Origin of the sequence: Streptomyces sp. NBC_01571, from assembly GCF_026339875.1 — a bacterium.
Classification (GTDB): domain Bacteria; phylum Actinomycetota; class Actinomycetes; order Streptomycetales; family Streptomycetaceae; genus Streptomyces.
Window position 1 is genome coordinate 3,273,715 of sequence record NZ_JAPEPZ010000001.1, and the last position, 16,981, is coordinate 3,290,695.

12 protein-coding genes are annotated in these 16,981 nt (G+C 71.3%); 4 read left to right on the top strand and 8 right to left on the bottom strand.

All coding sequences use genetic code 11. The features are described 5' to 3' along the window. Positions 1 to 3: 3 nt before the first annotated feature. The 8 genes from ftsW to rsmH form a co-directional block, all read right to left on the bottom strand. Complete coding sequence (ftsW, locus tag OHB41_RS14760; RefSeq protein ID WP_266698557.1) at positions 4 to 1,365, bottom strand: putative lipid II flippase FtsW; 1,362 nt, start codon at positions 1,363 to 1,365, stop codon at positions 4 to 6. A 185-nt stretch (positions 1,366 to 1,550) separates the two neighbouring features. Beyond that, complete coding sequence (gene murD, locus OHB41_RS14765; RefSeq protein WP_266698559.1) at positions 1,551 to 2,993, bottom strand: UDP-N-acetylmuramoyl-L-alanine--D-glutamate ligase; 1,443 nt, start codon at positions 2,991 to 2,993, stop codon at positions 1,551 to 1,553. Further along, the gene (gene mraY / locus OHB41_RS14770; protein WP_266698560.1) at positions 2,975 to 4,048 is read right to left on the bottom strand and encodes a phospho-N-acetylmuramoyl-pentapeptide-transferase; all 1,074 of its coding nucleotides are present in this window, start codon (positions 4,046 to 4,048) and stop codon (positions 2,975 to 2,977) included. The genes murD and mraY overlap by 19 nt, the downstream gene beginning before the upstream one ends. Next, on the bottom strand, positions 4,045 to 5,448 hold the full coding sequence (locus tag OHB41_RS14775) for a UDP-N-acetylmuramoyl-tripeptide--D-alanyl-D-alanine ligase (protein WP_266698561.1): 1,404 nt from the start codon (positions 5,446 to 5,448) through the stop codon (positions 4,045 to 4,047). The genes mraY and OHB41_RS14775 overlap by 4 nt, the downstream gene beginning before the upstream one ends. Before the next feature lie 4 nt (positions 5,449 to 5,452). Then, the gene (locus OHB41_RS14780) at positions 5,453 to 6,973 is read right to left on the bottom strand and encodes a UDP-N-acetylmuramoyl-L-alanyl-D-glutamate--2,6-diaminopimelate ligase (RefSeq protein WP_266705872.1); all 1,521 of its coding nucleotides are present in this window, start codon (positions 6,971 to 6,973) and stop codon (positions 5,453 to 5,455) included. A gap of 211 nt (positions 6,974 to 7,184) precedes the next feature. Then, positions 7,185 to 9,152 carry a peptidoglycan D,D-transpeptidase FtsI family protein gene (locus OHB41_RS14785; RefSeq protein WP_323138374.1) on the bottom strand — a complete coding sequence of 656 codons (1,968 nt, stop codon included), beginning with the start codon at positions 9,150 to 9,152 and terminating at the stop codon, positions 7,185 to 7,187. A 5-nt stretch (positions 9,153 to 9,157) separates the two neighbouring features. After that, positions 9,158 to 9,799: a cell division protein FtsL gene (ftsL, locus tag OHB41_RS14790; protein ID WP_266698563.1), complete on the bottom strand. Its 642-nt coding sequence runs from the start codon at positions 9,797 to 9,799 to the stop codon at positions 9,158 to 9,160. Between the two features lie 120 nt (positions 9,800 to 9,919). Continuing rightward, positions 9,920 to 10,876, bottom strand: a complete 957-nt coding sequence (gene rsmH / locus OHB41_RS14795; RefSeq protein WP_266698564.1) for a 16S rRNA (cytosine(1402)-N(4))-methyltransferase RsmH — start codon at positions 10,874 to 10,876, stop codon at positions 9,920 to 9,922. A 433-nt stretch (positions 10,877 to 11,309) separates the two neighbouring features. Between rsmH and OHB41_RS14800 the strand changes: the two genes are divergently transcribed. From OHB41_RS14800 to OHB41_RS14815, 4 genes are all read left to right on the top strand, one after another. Continuing rightward, positions 11,310 to 11,873 carry a beta-class carbonic anhydrase gene (locus OHB41_RS14800; protein ID WP_266698566.1) on the top strand — a complete coding sequence of 188 codons (564 nt, stop codon included), beginning with the start codon at positions 11,310 to 11,312 and terminating at the stop codon, positions 11,871 to 11,873. Between the two features lie 263 nt (positions 11,874 to 12,136). Then, the gene (locus tag OHB41_RS14805; protein ID WP_266698568.1) at positions 12,137 to 13,180 is read left to right on the top strand and encodes an AAA family ATPase; all 1,044 of its coding nucleotides are present in this window, start codon (positions 12,137 to 12,139) and stop codon (positions 13,178 to 13,180) included. Next, positions 13,180 to 14,538, top strand: a complete 1,359-nt coding sequence (locus OHB41_RS14810; RefSeq protein WP_266698569.1) for a DUF58 domain-containing protein — start codon at positions 13,180 to 13,182, stop codon at positions 14,536 to 14,538. The genes OHB41_RS14805 and OHB41_RS14810 overlap by 1 nt, the downstream gene beginning before the upstream one ends. Beyond that, positions 14,535 to 16,925, top strand: coding sequence for a transglutaminase TgpA family protein (locus OHB41_RS14815; protein ID WP_266698570.1), 2,391 nt, complete (start codon positions 14,535 to 14,537; stop codon positions 16,923 to 16,925). The genes OHB41_RS14810 and OHB41_RS14815 overlap by 4 nt, the downstream gene beginning before the upstream one ends. Positions 16,926 to 16,981 lie beyond the last annotated feature (56 nt).

Consider the following 16,981-nt stretch of genomic DNA (forward strand, 5'->3'; position numbering starts at 1 on the left):
AATTCACCGCTCTCCGGACGAACGCGCCGCGGCGCGCCGTCGCATCGTGTTCCATCTCCGAGGCCCCGCGGCCCCCGCGGAGCCTCTCACCGCAGCACGCTTTCTGCCAAAGCGGGGTTGCCGCATCGCGAGCGCCGCCCGCGCAGCGGGCTCGTCGCGCGCGAAGGCGATCAGCAACCCGACGGCGAACATGGTCGGCAGCAGGGCGGAACCCCCGTAGGAGAACAGCGGGAGCGGGACTCCGGCGATCGGCAGCAGACCGAGCACCGCACCGATGTTGATCACGGCCTGGGCCGTGATCCAGGTGGTCACGCCTCCCGCGGCATACCTCACGAAGGGGTCCTCCGTGCGTCCGGCCACGCGGATACCCGCATAGCCTAGAGCCGCGAAGAGGGCGAGTACCGACAGTGTCCCCGCGAGGCCGAGTTCCTCCCCGGTGATGGCGAAGATGAAGTCGGTGTGCGCTTCGGGCAGTTGGCCCCATTTTTCCACGCTGGCGCCGAGGCCGGATCCGAACAGGCCGCCGGAGGCGAGGGCGTAGATGCCGTGCACGGCCTGCCAGCAGGTGTCGTTCGGTCCTGGCTCGGTGGCGCCGATGCAGGCGAGCCGGGACATACGGTTGGGGCTGGTCTTGATGAGGACGAAGCCGATCGTCAGCGCGACGGCCAGGACGCCCGCGAACAGCCGGGTGGGCGCTCCGGCCAGCCACAGCAGCCCGAAGAGGATGGCGGTGAGGATGATCGCCGTGCCCATGTCGCCGCCGAGCATGATCAGCCCGAGCAGCAGGAAGGCGACCGGGACGAGCGGCACCAGCATGTGCTTCCACTGCGCCAGCATCGCCTTGTCCTGTTTGCGCGCGAGCAGGTCGGCGCCCCACAGCACGAGCGCGAGCTTGCCGAACTCGCTGGGCTGGATCTGGAACGAGCCGCCCAGGGAGATCCAGTTCTGGTTGCCGTTGACCGACATCCCTATCCCCGGCACCTGCACGAGAACCATCAGGAAGACCGCGCCGGCCAGGATCGGATAGGCCAGCGCGCGGTGCAGTTTCACCGGCACCCGCATGGCCACCAGGAGCAGCACGGCGCCGATCGAGGCGGCGAGGAACTGTTTGCGGAAGAAGAACGATCCGGGCAGCGACAGCTGCAGTGCCGTGATCATCGACGCCGAGTAGACCATCACGAGGCCCAGTACGGTGATCAGCAGGCTGCTGCCGAGGATCAGGTAGTAGGCGGTCAGCGGCCGGTCCCAGGCCTTGCGCGCACGCGTGACGAGGCGGCCCACGGGGTTGTCGCGCCCGGGGCGTGCGGAGGCGGGGCGCCGGGGGGCGCGCTGGACGGGGGGCCGGCCCGTGCGGCTATCGGCCATCGCCGGCTCCGTCCGCCGGGGCACGGAGGTGTCCCTCCGCGGTGGTTCTCCCGGGCTGTGCGGGCACGGCGGCGGGGAAGGGCCGGCACAGCGCCGTTCCGCCTGCCGAAAGCCACCTGCGAAGCCCCGACCGCACTGGCGTCACGCGTCCCTCCCAAGGGTCCCGGGGCGCCTGGGTCCCGCCGTCAGGCGCTCGCGGTGCCGAGTTCGCGAACCGCCTCCGCGAAAGCGTCACCGCGCTTGTTGTAGTTGACGAACATGTCCATGGACGCACAGGCCGGCGCCAGCAGGACAGTGTCTCCCGCTCCGGAGAGCCGTGCGGCCTCCTGAACCGCCGCGAGCATCGCCCCAGTGTCGGTGCGGGCGACGTCGACGACGGGTACTTCCGGGGCGTGTCGCGCGAGGGCTTCACGGATCAGCGCACGATCGGCGCCGATCAGCACGACCCCCCGAAGTCGCTGTGCCGACTTGGCGACCAGCTCGTCGAAGGTCGCGCCCTTGGCGAGGCCGCCGGCGATCCACACGATCGACTCGTAGGCCGCCAAGGAGGCTTCCGCCGCGTGGGTGTTGGTCGCCTTGGAGTCGTCGACGTACGCGACCCCGTCCACGTCGGCCACGTGCGCGATGCGGTGGGCGTCCGGGGTGAAGGCCCGCAGGCCGTCCCGTACGGCGCCGGCGGGGACGCCGAAGGCGCGCGCGAGGGCCGCCGCCGCAAGGGCGTTGGCGATGTTGTGCGGGGCCGACGGGCGCACGTCGGAGACCTCGGCGAGCTCCTGGGCGTTCTTCTGCCGGTTCTCGACGAAGGCGCGGTCGACCAGGATGCCGTCCACCACGCCGAGTTGGGACGGCCCGGGTGTGCCGAGGGTGAAGCCGACGGCCCGGCAGCCCTCCTCGACGTCCGCCTCGCGCACCAGGTCCTCGGTGGCCTTGTCGGCGACGTTGTAGACGCAGGCGACCCGATTGCCCTCGTAGACACGGCCCTTGTCGGCGGCGTACGCCTCCATGGAGCCGTGCCAGTCGAGATGGTCGGGCGCCAGGTTCAGCACGGCCGCGGAGTCGGCGCGCAGCGAAGGCGCCCAGTGCAGTTGGTAGCTGGACAGCTCCACCGCCAGGACGTCGTACGTCTCCTCGCCCAGCACCGCGTCCAGCAGCGAGACCCCGATGTTGCCGACGGCTGCCGTACGCAGTCCTGCCGCCTTCAGGATCGAGGCGAGCATCTGCACGGTCGTGGTCTTGCCGTTGGTGCCCGTGACGGCGAGCCAGGGGGCGGCCTTCCTGCCGTCCAGCTCCCGCAGGCGCCAGGCCAGCTCGACGTCGCCCCAGACCGGGACGCCCGCCTCGGCGGCCGCGGCGAACAGCGGCTTGTCCGGCTTCCAGCCGGGCGCGGTGACGATGAGTTCGGTGCCCCCGGGCAGGGTGTCGCCGTCGCCGAGGCGCACGGTGACGCCGAGCGCCTCCAGCTCCGCGGCCTGCGCGCGGGAGCGCTCGTCGTCGCCGTCGTTGACGACCGTGACGACCGCGCCGAGTCCGTGCAGGACCCGCGCCGCCGGGATGCCGGAGACCCCGAGCCCGGCGACGGTGACGCGCTTGCCCTGGAACTCCGGGGAGGTCACTTCTCGGCCGCCCATCCCGCGTAGAAGATGCCGAGGCCGACGATCACGCAGATGCCCTGGATGATCCAGAATCGGACCACGACCAGGACTTCCGACCAGCCCTTGAGTTCGAAGTGGTGCTGGAGCGGTGCCATGCGGAAGACACGTTTGCCGGTGAGCCGGAACGAACCGACCTGGATGACCACGGACATGGTGATCAGGACGAAGAGACCGCCGAGCAGCGCGAGCAGCAGCTCGGTGCGGGAGCAGATCGCCAGACCGGCCAGCGCGCCGCCCAGGGCCAGCGAACCGGTGTCACCCATGAAGATCTTGGCGGGCGAGGTGTTCCACCACAGGAAGCCGAGGCAGGCGCCCATCAGCGCGGAGGCGACGATCGCGAGGTCCAGTGGATCTCGTACCTCGTAGCAGGCGGCCGGGTTGGTCAGGGTCTGCGTGTTGGCGCAGGACTCCTGGAACTGCCAGACACCGATGAACGTGTAGGCGCCGAAGACCAGGACGGAGGCGCCGGTGGCGAGGCCGTCCAGACCGTCCGTCAGGTTCACGCCGTTCGACATCGCCAGGATCATGAACAGCGCCCAGACCACGAACAGCACCGGGCCGATGGTCCAGCCGAAGTCCTGGACGAAGGAGAGCTTGGTGGAGGCCGGGGTGTTGCCGCGATTGTCGGAGAACTGGAGCGCGAGCACCGCGAAGGAGATGCCGACGATCAGCTGTCCGGCCATCTTCGCCTTGGCCCGCAGACCGAGCGAACGCCGCTTGACGATCTTGATGTAGTCGTCCAGGAAGCCGACCAGGCCCATGCCCGCCATCAGGCCGAGCACCAGCAGACCCGAGAAGGTCGGCGCGTACCCGGTGATGATCTTGGACAGGAAGTACGCGGCGATCGTCGCCAGGATGAAGGCGATGCCACCCATCGTCGGCGTACCGCGCTTGCTGTGGTGCTCCTTCGGCCCGTCGTCACGGATGTACTGCCCGTAGCCCTTGCGGGCCAGCAGCTTGATCAGCAACGGCGTGCCGACCAGGGTGAGGAACAGACCAATGACTCCTGCGAACAGGATCTGCTTCATCATCGGGCAGCAACCTCACCCTCGGCACCGTCGAGCAGCGCCTGCGCCACCCGTTCGAGCCCGACCGACCGGGACGCCTTCACGAGGACGACGTCCCCCGGGCGCAACTCGCTGCGCAGCAGGTCGACAGCCGCCTGTGCGTCGGACACGTGCACCGACTCCTCACCCCACGAACCCTCGTTATATGCGCCCAGTTGGAGCCAGGACGCTTCCCTGCCCCCGACCGCGACGAGCTTGCTGACGTTGAGTCGGACGGCGAGCCGCCCGATCGCGTCGTGCTCGGCGAGAGCCTCGTCCCCGAGCTCGGCCATCTGACCGAGCACCGCCCACGTACGACGCCCTCGTCCCATCGCCACGAGCGCGCGCAGGGCGGCTCGCATGGACTCGGGGTTCGCGTTGTAGGCGTCGTTGACGACCGTCACGCCGTCCGGGCGCTCGGTGACCTCCATCCGCCAGCGGGAGAGGGAGCCCGCCTCGGAGAGCGCGCGGGCGATCTCGTCTGCGGACATGCCCAGCTCATGGGCGACGGCGGCCGCGGCGAGCGCGTTCGACACGTGATGCTCACCGTACAGGCGCATGGTCACATCACTGCACCCGGAGGGTGTGTGAAGCCTGAACGCAGGCTGTCCAAGGTCCGTGAGACGGACGTTCTCGGCGCGTACGTCCGCTTCGCCGGACTCTCCGAAAAGCACCACCCGCGCCTTCGTCCGGGAGGCCATGGCGCGGACGAGGGGGTCGTCGGCGTTGAGGACCGCGGCGCCGTCCTCGGGGAGGCCCTCGACGAGCTCGCCCTTCGCCTGTGCAATCTGTTCGCGGCCGCCGAACTCGCCGATGTGGGCGGTGCCGACGTTGAGGACGAGACCGATTTTCGGCGGGGTGAGATCCGCGAGGTAACGGATGTGGCCGATGCTGCGGGCGCCCATCTCCAGCACGAGGTACTTCGTCTCCTCGGTGGCGGTCAGCGCGGTCAGCGGCAGTCCGATCTCGTTGTTGAGCGAACCGGGCGTGAAGACGGTCGGCGCCTTGCTCCGCAGGACCTGGGCGATCAGGTCCTTGGTGCTGGTCTTGCCCGCGGAGCCGGTGAGGGCCACGAGGGTCGTGCCGAGCCGTTCGACGACGTGGCGGGCGAGGGCGCCGAGGGCCGTCTGCACGTCCTCGACGACGATCGCGGGCACGCCGACGGGCCGGGAGGCCAGTACGGCGACCGCGCCCGCGTCGACGACCGCCCGGGCGAAGTTGTGGCCGTCCACGCGCTCGCCGGCGAAGGCGACGAAGAGGCTGCCTGGCTCCACTTCACGGGAGTCTCTGACGACCGGTCCGGTGACCTGGAGGGCCGGATCCGGTATGTCGTACGTCTGCCCGCCGACGACTGCTGCGATCTCGGCGAGAGAGAGGGCGATCACAAGTTCATCCCTGGGTCTTCTGGATAGCTTCGCGAAGCACCTGGCGGTCGTCGAAGGGACGCACCACCCCGGCGATGTCCTGGCCCTGCTCGTGGCCCTTGCCCGCGACCAGCACGGTGTCGCCGGGCCGGGCCCGGGCGACGGCGGCGGCGATGGCGGCGGCCCGGTCCTCGAAGACCTGGACCTCGCCGCGCTCGTGGGCCGGTACCTCGGCGGCGCCCGCGAGCATCGTCGCGAGGATCGCGAGGGGGTCCTCGGAGCGGGGGTTGTCCGATGTCAGTACGGCGGTGTCGGCGAGCCGCGCCACGGCGGCGCCCATCGGCATCCGCTTGGTCATGTCCCGGTCGCCGCCGCAGCCGAGCACGACGTGCAGCCGGCCCTCGGTGACCTTGCGCAGTGCGCGCAGCACCGACTCGACGGCGTCCGTCTTGTGGGCGTAGTCGACCACCGCGAGGTAGGGCTGGCCGGCGTCCACGCGCTCCAGCCGGCCCGGGACGCCCGGGACGGCGGCGATGCCGTCGGCCGCGGTCTGCGGGTCGAGTCCGGCGGCGGCGAGGGCGACGATCGCGGCGAGGGTGTTCGCCACGTTGAAGGGGCCCGCGAGCGGCGACCTGGCGGTGATCCGCTCGCCCTTGGGCCCGACCGCGACGAAGACCGAGTCCATCGGACCGACCTCGACCTCCTCGGCCCGCCAGTCGGCGTCCGGGTGGCCCTCCGCGGAGAAGGTGACGACGGGCACGGCGGTCTCCTCGGCCAGCCGGCGCCCGTAGGCGTCGTCGAGGTTGATCACGCCGAGTTTGCTGCGTTCCGGAGTGAACAGCTGCGCCTTGGCCCGGAAGTAGTCCTCCATGTCGGAGTGGAACTCCATGTGTTCCGGGCTGAGGTTGTTGAAGACGGCGATGTCGAAGACGCAGCCGTCGACCCGGCCGAGCACCAGCGCGTGGCTGGAAACCTCCATCGCGACCGCGTCGACGCCGCGCTCGCGCATGACCGCGAACAGCGCCTGGAGATCGGTTGCTTCGGGGGTGGTGCGCTCCGACTTGATGCGCTCGTCGCCGATGCGCATCTCCACCGTGCCGATGAGGCCGGTGCTGCGGACCGTCTTCAGACCGCCCTCGACGAGGTACGCCGTGGTGGTCTTGCCGGAGGTTCCGGTGATGCCGATCTGGAGCAGGTCGCGCCCGGGGTGGCCGTAGATCGTGGCCGCGAGCTCGCCCATGCGTCCGCGCGGGTCGTCGACCACGAGGACCGGCAGGCCGGTGGCCGCGGCCCGCTCGGCACCGGTGGGGTCGGTGAGCACGGCGACCGCGCCGAGACCGGCCGCCTGGGTCACGTAGTCGGCGCCGTGCAGGCGGGCGCCGGGCAGCGCGGCGTAGAGGTCGCCGGGGCGCACGGCGCGGGAGTCATGGGTGATGCCCGTGACCTCCGCGGTCGACGCCGGGGCGTTGGCACCCAGCTGATCGGCGAGCTCCGCGAGGGGTGTTGCGGAGTTCTGGACCGGTCGCGGCGGCCCCGGATATGTCACAGGAACGCCCTTCTGGGTGGTTTGGGACTGATCAGCGTGTGGCACGGCGGTGAGCGTACCGGGCTCACCCCCGCCGGAGCGAAGCGAGGGGCGCGAGGAGCCCTGGTTGCGGGGATCCGGGGTGATCGTTGTCACGAGGTGGTTCCTGGTCCGTTGTACGTACGGGCTGATCAGGGTGTGCGGTCGGGGGCGGGCTCGGGCTCGGGGTGGATCACGGGGTGAAGGAGACGGGGAGGTTGGCGGCCCCGGCTCCGGTGGGCGGGATCTGGAGGGTCTTCAGCGCGAACTCCATGACCTGCTTGTAGATGGGGCCGCAGATCTGGCCGCCGAAGTAGCTGCCCTTGGTGGCGTTCTGGATCGCGCAGTAGACGGTGATCCTGGGCTTGTCGGCGGGGGCGAACCCGGCGAACGACGAGGTGTAGCCGTGGTACTTGCCGGTGGCCGGATCCACGCGGTTGGCCGTACCCGTCTTGCCCGCGACCCGGTAGCCGGGGATGCGCGCCTTGGCGCCGGTGCCCTCCTCGTCGTCCACGACGGACTCCAGCATCTGGGCGAGGGTCTTCGCCGTCTTCGCGCTCACGACCCTGGTCTTCTTCGGCTGGGCGACGGGAGCGAAGCGGCCGTCGGGTCCCTTCGTGCCGCGTACCAGCGTCGGCTCCACGCGTACGCCGCCGTTGGCGATCGTCGAGTAGACGGACGCGGCCTGCATCGCGTTGATGGAGACGCCCTGGCCGAAAGGAATCGTGTACTGCTGCGACGTCGACCACTTGTCGGCGGGCGCGAGGATGCCCCTCGTCTCGCCGGGGAAGTCGAGCCCGGTGTAGCCGCCGATGCCGAACTTGCGCAAATACGAGTAGAGGACCTTGTTGGCCGCCTGCTGCGTCTTGCCGAGCTGGCCGGCGGCCAGGATGGTGCCGATGTTGCTGGACTTGGCGAGCACGCCGTTGAGCGTCAGGTTCCAGGTCGCGTGGTCGACGTCGTCCTGGAAGAGCCGGTCGCCGCGGTGCAGCCGGTTCGGCACGACCACGTGCGTCCCGGGCGTGGCGACGTTCTCCTCCAGCACGGCGGCCATCGACATGACCTTGGCGGTGGAGCCGGGCTCGTACGCGTCCTGGAGGGCCGCGTTGCCCAGGGCCGCCGCACTGGCCTGGGAGAGGTCGTTCGGGTCGAAGCCGGGCGAGTCGGCCATCGCGAGCACCTCGCCGGTGCGGGTGTCCTGCACGATCACGTATCCGCGGTCAGCCCCGGACTTCTTCACCTGCTCGGTGATGGCGTTCTGCGCGGCCCACTGGATGTCACGGTCGATGGTCAGTTCGACGTCGGAGCCGGCCACTGCGGGCGTCTCGGTGGAGCCGACGGTCGGCACCTGACGGCCGCCGGACTGCGCGTAGCGGAGCTTGCCGTCCTTGCCGGAGAGCTCCTTGTTCAGCTGCTGCTCGACACCGCCGCCGCCCTTGCCGTCGGCGTTGACCCAGCCCAGTATCCCGGCGGCCAGATCGCCGTTCGGGTACACACGCTTGCTCGCCGGGACCGCGAGGACGCCCGCGAGGAAGTTGACCGCGCTCTTGTCGGTCTCCGCCTTGGCCGCGAGCGTGGTCTTCAGGTCCTTGATCTGCTTCCAGACCTGCGGGGTCCGGCGGTGTGCGAGGAGCGTGTAGCGGGTGTTCTTCGTCCGCAGCTTCCTCGCGACCGTGTCCGGGCTCTGGTCGAGGATCGGCGCGAGCAGCGCCGCGGCCTGCTCGGGCGCGTCCGACACCTTCGTCGCCGCCCGCGTGAACATCGTGGGGTCGGCCGTGATGTCGTACGCGTCCACACTCGTGGCCAGCTCGACGCCGTTGCGGTCCGTGATCCCGCCGCGGGTGGCGGCCAGCGTGCGGCCGACGTAGCGGTTCTGTTCCGCCTTCGCGGCGTACGCGCTCGCGTCCACGGCCTGTACCTGGAGCAGCCGGACGACGAAGGCGGCCATCACCAGCGTCAGGGCGAGGCTGACCATGCGGAGCCGGGGCCGGGGACTGCCGAGCCGCAGGGGGCGCGAGCCGCCGGACCTGGGTGCGCCGGGCCTGGTTGTGCCGGGACGGCGTGCGGGGCGGGCGCCGGGGCCCGGGCGGCGCTGGCCGCCGGGACGTGCGGGCCGGGCGGGGCCGGGCACACGGCGGCGCGGCGGTTCCCTGTCGGACACTTCCGTCACCTGCCGGGGGTCGAGGAGCGCTGCGTGGACGGGGTGAGGGTGGGGGTGGGGGTGGGAACGGAAGCCAGGGACCGTGCGCGGGACGTGCTCGGGGTGTTGGGGGTACCGACGGCCCGAGGGGTGGCGACCGGGGTGGTGGCGGCCGGGGTGGCGGGGGTGCTCGTGGCGGAGTTGCCGGTGGCCGGGGAGCTGGTGGGCGGGGCCTGGCTCGCGGTCGGCGAGGAGCCGAGGACCTCGGGCGGCCGCATCGCCGGGTTCTGCAGGGAGGAGTCCCTGGCGGCCGTTTCGGGGACGCCCTTGACGGTGCCGTCCGGGTTGAGGAAGGCGGGGTCGCCGCCCGGGACCATGCCCAGCTCACGGGCGCGGCGCTGGAGGGCGTCGGGCGCGGAGTAGGCGTCCACGTCCCGCTGCAGCGCCTGCTCCTCGTCGGTGAGGGTCTTGGTGTCCTTCTGGAGGTCGTCGAGGTGGAAGGATCCCTCGCTCAGCGCGGAGTTCAGTACGAGCAGGCCGATGAGTCCGCCGCCGAGCAGGAGCACGACGAGCAGGACGAAGGGGGTCCGGGCGGCGCCTGCCGCGCCGGCGGGGAGAAGCCGGGCGAGCCGGGCGGCTCGGCCCTTGAGTTCGGGTTTCCTGCTCACAGGCCCTCCCGGCGGGTTCGCTTTCCCGACCCGCGGTCGCGTCGCGGGGAGGCGCCGCCGGCCCTCGGCCGCGCCGTGCGTTCGGGTTTCCCACTCACTCGCTCTCCCCCTCCCGGCGCCTCACTCGGCGTCCTCACGGATGCGCTGTGCCCCGCGCAGCCGCGCCGGAGCCGCTCGCCGGTTCTCGGCGACCTCTTCCTCGGTGGGAAGTTCGGCACCGCGGGTGAGCAGCTTGAGCCGGGGCTGGTAGCGCTCGGGCACCACGGGCAGGCCGGGCGGCGCGGTGGTGGCGGCGCCTGCCGCGAAGACCTGCTTGACCAGCCGGTCCTCCAGCGAGTGGTACGACAGCACGGCGATCCGGCCGCCGACGGCGAGCGCCTTCACGGCGGCGGGGATCGCCCTCTCCAGGACGCTCAGCTCGCCGTTGACCTCGATGCGCAGGGCCTGGAAGGTGCGCTTGGCCGGGTTGCCGCCGGTGCGCTTGGCGGCCTGCGGCAGGGAGTCGCGGATCAGCTCGACGAGCCGCGCACTGTTGCCGAACGGCTCCTTCTCGCGTTCGCGCACCACGGCGGAGACGATCCGCTTGGCCTGCTTCTCCTCGCCGTACGCGCGCAGGATCCGTACCAGTTCGCCCGGCGCGTAGGTGTTGAGCACCTCGGCCGCGCTGATCCCCGTCGTCTGGTCCATGCGCATGTCGAGCGGGGCGTCCTGGGCGTAGGCGAACCCGCGGTCGGCCTCGTCGAGTTGCATGGAGGAGACGCCGAGGTCGAACAGGACGCCCTGGACGCGCGGGGCGTCCAGGCGGGCGAGCACGTCGGGCAGTTCGTCGTAGACGGCGTGCACGAGGGTGGCGCGTTCGCCGAAGGGCGCGAGCCGCTCCGCGGAGAGCCGCAGCGCTTCCTTGTCACGGTCGAGGGCCACCAGACGGGCCTCGGGGAAGCGGGTGAGGAGCGCCTCGCTGTGGCCGCCGAGTCCGAGCGTGCAGTCGACGACGACGGCTCCCGGCTCGGCGAGGGCCGGGGCCAGCATGTCCAGGCACCGCTGGAGCATCACCGGGACGTGTCGACTCTGGCTCAAGGGGCCCTCTCAGATCCGGCACGGTGGCACGCACCGCCGGGTCCCCGCCCGCTCGAGAAGGGGAGGCCTGCTGCCGCCGGGTGAGTGGCGTCAGCCGACCGGGAGCGGGAGGAGGCCGAGCCGTACGTACGCGCCGCGCACGCGGGGAAGACGCCGGAAAATCGCCGGGTCTCCGGGGGAAAACAGTCCAGCAGGGAGTCTCGACTCCCGCTTCGCGTCACTTTAGTCCACGCCGTGTCGCGGTCAATCAACCGGCATGCGCGTCGCGGACCGCTCCTCGATCAAGCCCCCGACGAAGTCACGAATCGGTAAAGATCACCCAAACGGCCGGTACCGAGAGCCCATGTGGGTTACCTCACAACAAGAGACGATGACGTTCTTTGTCCACCCTCACAGCAGGACTACTTCATACGTGACCAGTAACGTCATAGCTATGACGACTTCTGCATCCGTACCCACAGAGCCCGAAGACGCCATATCCACCCGCGGCGTCTCCCCCGACGGCACCGTGACCGATCGCCTCGTCGAGGCGAACCACCGGTACGCCGCCGCGTTCACCGACCCGGGGATGGACGCACGGCCCGTGCTGCACGTGGCCGTGGTCGCGTGCATGGACGCCCGGCTCGACCTGCACGCGGCGCTCGGCCTGGAGCTTGGCGACTGTCACACCATCCGCAACGCGGGCGGTGTGGTCACCGACGACGTGATCCGTTCCCTCACGATCAGCCAGCGAGCGCTCGGCACCCGGAGCGTCGTGCTCATCCACCACACCGGCTGCGGCCTGGAGTCCCTCACCGAGGAGTTCCGGCACGACCTGGAGATGGAGGTCGGCCAGCGCCCCGCCTGGGCGGTCGAAGCCTTCCGGGACGTCGAACAGGACGTACGGCAGTCGATGCAACGGGTGCGCACCTCCCCGTTCCTGCTCCACACGGAGGACGTGCGCGGCTTCGTCTTCGACGTGACGACGGGCCTGCTGCGCGAGATCGATCCCGCCTGAACGCTCCCACCGGCCCCCTCGTACAACCTCAGGGGGCCCTCGTGGGACTCTCACTTCACGAAATGACCCCGACCTTTCGGCGCCCAAAAGCCCGTAAGACCCGACATATCGCAGCCAGTTATCCACAGGCGAGTGACACGAACCGGTAACGGCAACAAGAATGCGGGTGTGGCGTCACGCGGAACTTCGCGCGTGGTGTCCGTTTTTCGGGGTGGGCCGGTCCGCACAGGGCGTCGGCCCGGGAAAGGGCCGAGGAGGGCCGGGTGACGACCTATGACGATCGAGCGAGCCTCACGGATCTGACCGCCACTGTGGAGCGAGTCCGCAGTTCGGTGGAAGGAGTGATCGAGGGCAAGCCAGAGGTCGTACGGCTTTCGCTGACCGTGCTGCTCGCCGAGGGGCATCTTCTGATCGAGGATGTCCCGGGCGTCGGCAAGACCATGCTCGCCAAGGCGCTGGCACGGTCCATCGACTGCTCGGTGCGGCGTATCCAGTTCACGCCCGACCTGCTGCCCTCGGACATCACCGGTGTGTCCATCTGGGACCAGCAGCGCCGGGACTTCGAGTTCAAGCCGGGCGCGATCTTCGCGCAGATCGTGATCGGCGACGAGATCAACCGCGCCTCGCCCAAGACGCAGTCCGCACTCCTGGAGTCGATGGAGGAGCGCCAGGTCACCATCGACGGGCAGACCTACGAACTGCCCAGCCCCTTCATGGTGGTCGCCACGCAGAACCCCGTCGAGATGGAGGGCACCTACCCGCTGCCGGAGGCGCAGCGCGACCGTTTCATGGCCCGGGTCTCCATCGGCTACCCCAGCGCGGAGGCCGAACTCCAGATGCTGGACATCCACGGCGGCGTGAACCCGCTGGACGACCTCCAGCCGGTGGCGCACGCGCACGAGATCGTGAAGCTGATCGACGCCGTCCGCACGGTCCACGTCGCGGACAGCGTCCGCCGGTACGCGGTCGACCTGGTCGCCGCCACGCGCACCCACCCCGACCTGAGACTCGGCGCCTCGCCGCGTGCCACCCTGCACCTGCTGCGCGCGGCGAAGGCGTCCGCAGCCCTGAGCGGCCGGGAGTACGCGCTGCCGGACGACATCCAGGCACTCGCCGTGGCGGTCCTGGCACACCGTCTGCTCCCCACCGCCCAGGCGCAGCTGAACCGTCGTACGGCCGAGCAGGTCGTCCAGGAGATCCTGCAGCACACCCCCGTTCCGGCAGCACCCCAGCAGCAGGCCGGCTCCGGCTACCCGATGGGCCGCGGCGCGCCCGCGTTCGGCCAGCAGCCGCCCCGGAGGCTGTGATGTCCGGGGGGACGGGCGACGCCGAGGAGGAGAAGGGCGGGCTGCGCACCGCGCTCGCCGGTCTCACCACCCGCGGACGCTCCTTCCTGGCCGCCGGAGTCGCCGCCGTGATCTGCGCGTACGTCCTGGGGCAGAGCGATCTGCTCCGGGTCGGCCTGCTGCTCGCGGCGCTTCCCCTGGTCTGCGCGACCGTGCTGTACCGCACCCGGTACCGCGTCGCGGGCAGCCGCAGGCTCTCCCCCGGGCGCGTACCCGCGGGCTCCGAGGCCCGGGTCCATCTGCGGATGGACAACGTGTCCCGGTTGCCCACCGGACTGCTGATGCTCCAGGACCGGGTGCCGTACGTGCTCGGGCCGCGGCCCCGGTTCGTCCTGGACCGGGTGGAGGCGGGCGGCCGCCGCGAGGTGTCCTACCGGGTGCGCTCCGACCTGCGTGGCCGCTATCCGCTGGGACCGCTGCAACTGCGGCTCACGGACCCCTTCGGCATGTGCGAGCTGACACGCTCCTTCTCCACGTACGACACCCTGACCGTCATCCCGCGCGTGGAGCCGCTGCCGTCGGTGCGGCTGACCGGCGAGGCGAAGGGGTACGGCGAGGGAAGGCAGCGCTCGCTGGCGCTGGCCGGCGAGGACGACATCATCCCCCGCGGCTACCGCTACGGCGACGACCTGCGCCGGGTGCACTGGCGCCTGACCGCGCGCTACGGCGAACTGATGGTCCGTCGTGAGGAACAGCCGCAGCGCTCCCGCTGCACGGTGCTGCTCGACACCCGGGGCATCGCCTACCAGGGTGCGGGTCCCGACTCGGCCTTCGAGTGGGCGGTTTCGGGCGCGGCCTCGTCGCTGGTGCACATGCTGGAGCGGGGCTTCTCCGTCAGGCTGCTGACGGACGACGGCAGTTCGGTGCCCGGGGAGGGCGCCGACGGGTTCGCGGGCGCGAGCCAGCAGTCGGCGGACGCCGCCGGGCTGATGATGGACACGCTCGCGGTCATCGACCACTCGGACGGCACCGGGCTGTCCCGCGCCTACGACGTCCTGCGCAGCGGGAACGAAGGGCTGCTGATCGCCTTCCTGGGCCACCTGGACGAGGAGCAGGCGTCGGTGCTCGGCAAGATGCGCCAGCGCAGCGGTGGGGCCGTCGCCTTCCTGCTGGACAGCGAGGCCTGGGTGCGGGAACCCACGGACGTCCCCGGCCCGTTGGTCAGAAGCGAGGATCGACTGCGCATGCTGCGCGAGGCGGGCTGGACCGCCGTGACCGTGCCGCGTGGCGCGGATCTCGCGGACCTGTGGCGGCTGGCGGACAGGCAGCGCACGAGTGCCGCGTCCACGGGGAGTTCGGCAGGGGGTGGAGTCCGATGAGCGGGCGGGCACGACTGACGCTGTGCTCGGCCGCGGCCACGCTGATGGCGGCGTGTGCTCTGCTGCCGCTGGTCGAACCGGTGACCTGGCTGTTCCAGGCGGCGTTCCTGCTGGCACTGCAGGCCGGTGTGGGCGCGCTGACCCGGCGGGTTCCGCTGGCCCGGCCGCTGACCGTGGCGGCGCAGGCGCTGGTGACGCTGATGCTGCTGACCCTGGTCTTCGCCCGGCAGCAGGCAGTCCTCGGTTTCGTTCCCGGGCCGGAGGCGTTCCAGCACCTCGGCGACCTGCTCCGAACGGGCACGGACGACGTCGGCAGGTACGCGATACCGGCACCGCTGTCCGACGGCATCCGGCTGATGCTGGTCGGTGGTGTCCTGGTGATCGGGCTCGCGGTGGACGCGCTCGCGGTGACGTTCCGCATCGCGGCCCCCGCCGGACTCCCGCTGCTCGCGCTGTACTCGGTCGCCGCGGGTCTTTCGGGCGGCGGGGCCACCTGGCTGTGGTTCCTGCTCGCGGCCGGGGGCTATCTGATGCTGCTTCTGGCGGAGGGCCGTGACCGGCTCTCGCAGTGGGGGCGTGTCTTCGGCGGCGCGCCCCGCACCCGGGGGCCGGACGTATCGACGGGCGCGACCGCACCGGTCCGCACGGGGCGGCGCATCGGCGCGGTCGCGCTGGGTGTCGCCCTGGTGGTGCCGCTCGGCCTGCCCGCTCTCGACGGCGGTCTGCTGGACGCCGCCGGTAGGGGCGTGGGCCCGGGCTCCGGCGGCGGCGGCACGATCTCCGCGGTGAACCCGCTGGTCTCCCTCCGCGACAGCCTGAACGTGGACGAGGACCGCCAGGTCATGTCCTACCGCACCAACACGCAGGACACCCAGGACATGTATCTGCGGATCGTGTCCCTGGACGACTTCGACGGCACGGCGTGGAAGCCGGCCCAGCGGCACATCCAGGACGTGCCCGACACGTTCCCGACCCCGGTCGGCCTCGGGGCGGACGTCCGGCGCAGCAAGATCCGCACCCGTATCGCAGCGGCCGACTGGTACGCGCAGGACTGGCTTCCGATGCCGTACCCCGCGAGCCGGGTGAGCATCAAGGGCAGTTGGCGCTACGAGCCGGTGGGCCGCACGCTCGTCGGCGACCACGGCCAGAACACGCGCGGTGTGGAGTACGACGTCACCAGCCTGATCGTCCAGCCGACCGCGGCGCAGCTCGCGGACGCGCCGGAGCCGTCGGCGGCCCTGAAGCGTGAGTTCACCAAGGTGCCCGAGTCGCTGCCCGCGGTGGTGGCCCAGACCGCGCGCAAGGTCACCGAGGGCTCGACGAACCACTACGAGCAGGCGGTCAAGCTCCAGGACTACTTCGCGGTGACCGGCGGATTCACCTACGACACCCAGGTGCAGGTCGGCAGCGGCTCGGCCGCCATCGCGCGCTTCCTGAGGGACAAGCAGGGTTTCTGCGTCCACTTCTCCTTCGCGATGGCCTCGATGGCCCGCACGCTGGGCATCCCGGCCCGGGTCGCGGTGGGCTTCACGCCCGGCTCCCCGCAGGCCGACGGTTCGATGTCGGTGGGGCTGCGGGACGCGCACGCCTGGCCCGAGCTGTACTTCGAGGGGGTGGGCTGGACCCGCTTCGAGCCGACCCCGAACCGGGGTTCGGTGCCGGACTACACCCAGACGGCCACTCCCGGCCTGGACACGCCGACGCTTCCGAATCCGGCGACCTCGACGTCCGCCGCGCCGTCCACCGCGCCGTCGGCGGGCACCACCTGCTCGGCCCAGCTGAAGCGGCTGGAGGGGTGCCCGAGCCAGTCCGCGTCGGCCGCGGTGGGCTCCAAGGACGACGGCACACCGTGGTTCCAGACCCTGGGGCTCACCCTGTTGGCACTCCTGGTGCTGGCGTTGCCGTTGCTGCCCATGCTGTGGCGGCTGCGGGTCCGGGCCCAGCGGCTCGGTGCGCACGGCCGCGGTGAGGCGGACGCGGCGGCGTACACGCTGGCGGCCTGGCTGGAGGTGACCGACACGGCGTGGGACTACGGGATCGTGCCGGACGAGTCCCAGACTCCGCGCAACGCCGCGGCGCGGATCGTGCGGCTCGGGCTTCTCGACTGGGACGCGGCGGAGGCGGTGCACCGGGTGGCGGCGGCGGTGGAGCAGGTTCTCTACGCCCCGCGTCCCCGGATGATCGCGGGGCTCGCGGAGGACGCCCGCCGGGTCGCGGCTGCCCTGCGCACTCCGGCGAGCCGGCTCGCCCGGTTGCGGGCGCTCGTCGCACCCCGCTCAGCCATCAGAGTGGCCTGGGCGGCGTCGGCCCGCCGGGCGACCGTGACGGCCCGGATGGCGGCCCGCAAGGAGACTCTGCTGCGACGCCCCTCGGGGCAGAACGGCTGACGTCGGACACCACTTCGGACACCGCCTGTGGCCCGCACCTCCCGACCGGGGGGGCG